This window comes from Archangium sp. (assembly GCF_036388035.1).
Classification (GTDB): domain Bacteria; phylum Myxococcota; class Myxococcia; order Myxococcales; family Myxococcaceae; genus Archangium.
In genome coordinates this window covers 1-6,099 of record NZ_DASVSO010000856.1, presented here as the reverse complement: position 1 = coordinate 6,099, position 6,099 = coordinate 1, and the positions used below count along the sequence as shown (strand labels likewise).

Here is a 6,099-nt window from a genome sequence, read left to right as displayed (position 1 = left end):
TCCTTGTCCTCCGACCCCGTGCACCCCAACACCAGGAGCGGCAGCACCACCGCCAAATGCTTCTTCATCTTCCCCACCTTGAATGGTTGGAATGTCCTGCCCGCGTGCAGCGGCGGGAGACACTCTCCGACCCACCCTGTCGGCGTCAAGCCGGGGACACTTGCCCGCCGAGCGCTGGTAGCGTGTGCGCCATGAGCCCCGTGGACGTGAATGACCCCTGTCTCGGCTGCGCCCTCGTGAGCGGCGCCACCCGCCCCGTGGGAGGGGTGCTCGCCCGCTCGGGGGCCTTGGTGCTCCACGGCGTGGCCTCCCCCAGCCCGCTGCCCGGCTGGGTGGTGCTCTCCAGTGTGCGGCATGCGCGGGCCCTGTACGACCTGGACGACGAGGCGGCACGCGAGCTGGGCCCCTTCGCCGCCCGGGTGATGAGGGCCCAGCGCGAGGTGCTGGGCGCCGAGCACGCCTACGCCTTCGCCATTGGGGACGTGCTGCACCACTTCCACCTGCACCTGGTGCCGCGCTACCGGGACACGCCCCAGCGGCTGTGGGGACGGGGCGCCTTCGACGCGCTCCCCGGCGAGGCGCGCCCGGAAGCGGAGCTGGAGGCGGCGGCCCGGGCGCTGGCGGCGGCCCTGGGGGGGTAGCCGGAGCGGCCCCACCCACCGCCCGGCCCCCTACCCGCTCCGGCGGTACGACTTCCACTGCCGTTCCGTGGACCTGCCGGGCTTCCGGGGGAAGAATGGGCGGGCAATGCGCGTGCTTCGTTTCGGCTGCCTCGTCCTCTCCCTGCTCCTCACCCCCGCCGCCGCCCTGGCCAACAACACCGCGGATGAAGCGGACGTGGCCTTCGAGGTGGGCAACGAGGCCTATGCCCATGGCCAGTACGTCGAGGCCCTGCGCGCCTACTTCACCAGCTACCGCCTCGTTCCCAACCGCAACGTCCTCTTCAACATCGCCCGGTGCTACGAGGCGCTCGCGCGCTACAACGAGGCCTACCGCTACTACAACGACCTCGCCCAGGAGAACCTGCCCAACGCCGACGAGGCCGAGGTGCGCCGCGCCCTGGAGCGGCTGCGTCCCAAGGTGGCCCTGGTGCGCGTCACCACCGAGCCCCCGGGCGCCGAGGTGTACGTGGACCGCGAGGACCTGGGCATCCGCGGCCTCTCGCCCCAGACGCTCGCGCTGACGCCCGGGCGCCACAAGGTGATGGTGCGCAAGCCGGGCTACCGGGCCGCCGAGGAGTCCATCTCGGTGGCGCGGGGCCGCTCCGTGGCGTCGGAGTTCTCGCTCCAGCTCATCACCGGCGCGGTGGTGCTCTCCGGCTCGCCCGCGGGCGCCGAGGTGCGCGACGCCCAGGACGGCCCCGTGGTGGGCCGGGTGCCCGGCACGCTGCGCTTCACGCCCGGCCCCCACGTGCTCCACGTGCGCGCCCCCGGCTACGCCCCGGCCCAGCTCCTGGTGGACGTGCCCGCCGACGGCACGGTGCCCCTCCAGGTGGCCCTGCGCGTGCAGGAGAAGCCCACCGGGCGCCTCATCCTCACCGCCAACCGCGACAACGCCTCGGTGCGCGTGGACGGCCGCCCCACCGGCTTCACCCCCACCGTCGTCACCCTCCCCGAGGGCGAGCACACGGTGGAGGTGGAGAGCCGGGACGTGCGCCCCGAGCGCCAGACGGTGACGGTGGTGGCCGACCAGGAGACGCGCATCCACGTGGACCTGCGCTACGAGCCGCCGCCGGTGCGCGCCGCGTCCAAGAACCTGCTCTCCGTGGACGAGGCCCCCGCCTCCATCACCGTCATCTCCCAGGAGGAGCTGCGCGCCTTCGGCTACACCACCCTGGCCGAGGCCCTGGCCGCCGTGCGCGGCATCTTCCTGTCCGACGACCGCACGTACACCTACCTGGGCGTGCGCGGCTTCGCGCCCCCGGGCGACTTCAACACCCGCGTCCTCATCCTCTGGGATGGCCACGCCGTCAACGACGTGTGGGCCGGCCAGGGCTACTCGGCGCGGGACTTGTCGGTGGACCTCGAGGAGGTGGAGCGCATCGAGGTGGTGCGGGGCCCGGGCAGTGCCCTGTACGGTACGGGGGCCTTCTTCGCCGTCATCAACGTGGTGCCCCGCGACTCGCTGGGCCTGGAGCGCCGGGTGGAGGCGACGGCCGCGGTGGGAGCCCTGGGCAACCTGCGGCTGCACGCCACCACGGCGTGGGAGGACGGACGCAACTCGGTGCTGCTGTCCGTGGCGGGCTTGAACATGGACGGCGCGGAGACGACCCGGCTGGGCGAGGGCCTGCCGGTGGTGAACGGGCTGGACGAGGAGCGCGCCGCCACCGCCTCGCTGCGGGCCCGCTTCGGCGGCCTCAGCTTCCAGGCCCAGCTCCACGGGCGCCAGAAGCAGATTCCCACCGGGCCCTTCGACACCGTGCTGGGCGCCGCCGGCACCCAGGTGGAGGACGTGCGCGGCTTCGTCGAGGCGCGCTACGAGAAGGCCCTGGGCAAGCGGCTGAACCTGGCGCTGCGCGGCTCCTATGACGCCAGCCGCTACCGCGGGTTCTATATGCATGAGCAGCCCGACGGCGTCGTGCGGCCCGACAGCGAGGCCGGCCGCGCCGACTGGCTCAGCGCCGAGGCCCGCTTCCTCCTCGACGTCTTCGACGGCAACCGCCTCACCGTGGGGCTGGAGGGCCAGGGCCAGCTCGTGGCGCAGGAGAACTCCGGCCCCGAGGGCCCCACGCCCCTGCCCGAGAGGCGCCGCACGCTGCTCTCCGCCTACCTGCTGGACGAGTGGCGCCTGCATCCGCGGCTGAGCCTCTCGGCGGGCCTGCGCGTGGACAAGTACCTCGACCTGGACACCATCCCCTTCACCCCGCGGCTGTCGCTCATCGCCCGCCCCTATGACAAGGGTCTCACCAAGCTGGTGGCCGGCCGCGCCTTCCGCGCCCCCAACACCAACGAGCTCTACTACAGCGACAACCTCATCACCCAGCGGGCCGCCTTGACGTTGGAGCCGGAGACCATCACCACCCTGGAGCTGGAGCACGCGCACGACCTGACGGACGAGCTGCGCCTCACCATGTCCGGCTACCACAACCGCATCTCCAACCTCGTGGTGCTGGAGGCGGAGGACGGCCCGCCCGGGTGCGGCAGACCGGCCAACAGCGAGCTGTGCCTCGTCTTCACCAACCGTCCCGGCGAGACGCTCGCCTGGGGCGCCGAGGCGGGCCTGCACTGGCAACCGGGGCGCTACCTCATGGTGGACCTGAGCTACTCCTTCGTCACCCTGCGCAATGCCTCGGACGAAGTGATCAGCTCCACGCCCGCGCACCTCGCCTCCGGGCGACTGCTGCTGCCCCTGGGCAATGGCGACGTGCGCCTGGCCACCCAGGCCACCTACCAGAGCGCCCGCGGCCTGGCGAAGGAGGGCGCCGACAACGGCGAGGCCCTGCTCATCGGCATGGGCGTCTCCGGCGAGCTGGCCCACATGCGCTACTTCGCCGGGGTGCAGAACCTGCTCGACAACCGCTACGCCCTGCCGCTCGGCGAGGAGCGCGCCGCCGCGCCCGTGCCCCAGTACGGGCGCACCTTCACGCTGCAGCTCACCGGCAGCTTCTGAGGCTCACAGGTCCGCGGGAAACAGCCGCGCACCCTCGGCACAGAAGAGGCCGAGTCGGCCCTTGCCCACGTAGGGCACGTCCCGGCCACCCGGCTTGAAGTCGCCCAGCGGAATCTCCCGCGTGCCGCCGGGGGCCATGCCGCCCAGCTCGTACATGTCCCGCCCTCCCTTCACGAGGAGGCACCCGCTCCAGATGAGCTGGTCCGTGTTGGTGAGGATGACCTGCCTGGCGAAGGGGCCGATGCTCTTGAACGTGATGCGTCCGCTCAACTCCCGCGGCACGCTGGCGGGAGCCGGAGCGGGAGCGGGAACCGGCTCGGGGGGCTCCGGCGTAACGGCGTCCTCCGGGGGCTGGACGGGGGTAGCGGATGCCTCGGGCATGGCTCTCGAGGCGGAGCGCGCGGGAAGCACCACGAAGCCGGGCTCGGTCCGCACGGCCTCGCTCACCTGATCGTCGAGCTGTACCAGCGTGCGCCGGGGCATCACCTTCATCACTGTCGCCTCGCCGAGCAGCCTCGCCTTCTTGTCGTTCACCGGCGCCGCCACCACCTGGAGGACCATGCCCGGGGTGAGCCCCGCCCGCCGTCCCTGCTGCGGGATGATGTAGAGCCCACCGGCGCCGGGCCGTATCCCCGCCACGTGCTCCGCGGGGACGAGCTTCGACTCGGCGGCATGCGGCTTCGCATCCGCCGGCTTCACGGACGGCGCGGCGACCTGCATGGGCTCCGCGTCCGGCTTGGAATTCGTGGGCGCGACCGCGGGCTCATCGGGCGTCTCGGCCATGTCGCCGGCTTCCGGCTCACGGGGATGGGGTCGGGCCTCGCCGAACGAGCGGGGGCCCTCTCCCGGACCCCCTGGAGGCGGCCTCCCCTCGGAACCCCCCGGAGGCGGCATGCCTGGATGGGGGGGGCGCTGGTGATATGGCGGGGGATGGCCCCCCGGCCCGCCCTCGTGAGGAGGAGGATGACCCCCCCGCTCCATCGGCGGAGGTGGAGGCGGTGGACGCTGGGTCATCATGACCGCGGTCACCCCCGCCGAGGCCCCCACCAGGCCGAGCGCCCCGAGGACGATCGCCGCCGTCCAGCCCTTGCGGCTCACGGACAGAGGCCCGGAGGCGGACACGGGAGAGACCGTCGGGGTGGCGGTGCCGCTGGCCGAGCGCACCAGGGTGGACTCGTAGCCGGAGTCTCCGTCGGTTGCGCTGGAGGGCTGTAGGGGAAGCGGGCTGTACCGGGCGGTGTTCACGGGCACCCAGGTGCCGTCGGGCGCGGGCGTGCGGCGCAGGCCCGGGCTGGAGATGCGTGAGAGGAGCTTGCGCTGGGATGCGAAGGCCTCCGGGCAGAGCGCGCGCACGAAGTTGCCCACCTCCTCGGCACCGAGGCTGGAGCCGGTGCGCAGGAGCTGCTCGTTGAGGGCGCGAGCGAAGTCGTCGGCGCGGGCGTAGCGGTCGGAGGGAGTGGGGGCCAGCGCGCGGCGCACCACCGCGTCGAGGGCCGGATCCACGTCCGGACGGAGCTCGTGCAGCGCGGGCACCGACGGGTTGGACATGGCGGCCATCATCTCGCCCACGGTGCCATGGGCGAAGAGAGGCCGGCCCGCGAGCAGCTCCCACACCACCACGCCGCAGGAGTAGATGTCGCTGCGGTGGTCGACGGCCTCGGCGCGCACCTGCTCCGGGGACATGTAGCCCAGCTTGCCCATGACGGTGGACGGCAGGGTGTACTTGCTGCGCGCGGCGCTCTTGGCGAGGCCGAAGTCGATGACCTTGACCTCGCCCTCGTAGGAAACCATCACGTTGTGGGGCGAGACGTCGCGGTGGACGATGCCCAGCGGCATGCCGTCCGGGCCCGCCTTGCGGTGGGCGTAGCCGAGCCCCTCGGCGATGCGCTGGCCGAGGTAGAGCGCCACGGGCACGGGGAGGGCCTGGCCCTCGGTGCGCGCCTGCTCCTGGAGGAAGGAGAGGTCCACGCCGGCCACGTACTCGAGGGCCATGTAGTAGGTGCCCTCGGCCTCGCCCATGTCGTACACCTGCGCGATGGACGAGTGGACGAGGTGCACCAGCACCTTGGCCTCGTGGTGGAAGCGATCGAGGAACTGCCGATCCTTGAGGAGCGCGGGGAGGATCGTCTTGACGATGCAGGGCTTCTCGAAGCCCGCGGCGCCGGAAATCTTGGCGAGGAAGACCTCGCCCATGCCGCCCTGTCCGAGCAGGTGGACGAGCTCGTAGCGCCCGAGGGGGCGGGGGAACTGGGTGGAGTCGTCGTTCATCGGCGGAAAGTCCATGGCCCGGGGGGCTTCCATCCTAACCCGGGATCGGTCGCCCACTGTCGACTGCCCGCCGGGAGGCAGGCGGGCGAAATTGCCGAGGGAGGAGCCGTCCTCCTAGAGTCGACCCCGTCGATCCACCATGAGGATCGGCGTGGACGGGAGAGGGGTGGCGGAAGCCATCTACCGGGTCGGCATGTACTGAACTTTTGTACAGCCCCCCCC

Annotated in this window: 3 protein-coding genes; 2 read left to right on the top strand and 1 reads right to left on the bottom strand. The window is 72.2% G+C overall.

What is annotated here, in order from left to right:
- The first annotated feature begins 191 nt into the window (after positions 1-191).
- Together VF697_RS35345 and VF697_RS35340 are read left to right on the top strand one after the other, a co-directional pair.
- Positions 192-641, top strand: coding sequence for an HIT family protein (locus VF697_RS35345; RefSeq protein WP_331102028.1), 450 nt, complete (start codon positions 192-194; stop codon positions 639-641).
- Positions 642-747: 106 nt separating this feature from the next.
- Positions 748-3,609 carry a TonB-dependent receptor domain-containing protein gene (locus tag VF697_RS35340; RefSeq protein WP_331102026.1) on the top strand — a complete coding sequence of 954 codons (2,862 nt, stop codon included), beginning with the start codon at positions 748-750 and terminating at the stop codon, positions 3,607-3,609.
- A 3-nt stretch (positions 3,610-3,612) separates the two neighbouring features.
- Here VF697_RS35340 and VF697_RS35335 read toward each other — a convergent pair whose 3' ends face one another.
- Complete coding sequence (locus tag VF697_RS35335; protein ID WP_331102024.1) at positions 3,613-5,892, bottom strand: serine/threonine protein kinase; 2,280 nt, start codon at positions 5,890-5,892, stop codon at positions 3,613-3,615.
- Positions 5,893-6,099 lie beyond the last annotated feature (207 nt).

Coding starts and splice junctions, on each gene's coding strand:
- VF697_RS35345 (WP_331102028.1), top strand. CDS start 192: ATGAGCCCCGTGGACGTGAATGACCCCTGTCTCGGCTGCGCCCTCGTG.
- VF697_RS35340 (WP_331102026.1), top strand. CDS start 748: ATGCGCGTGCTTCGTTTCGGCTGCCTCGTCCTCTCCCTGCTCCTCACC.
- VF697_RS35335 (WP_331102024.1), bottom strand. CDS start 5,892: ATGGACTTTCCGCCGATGAACGACGACTCCACCCAGTTCCCCCGCCCC.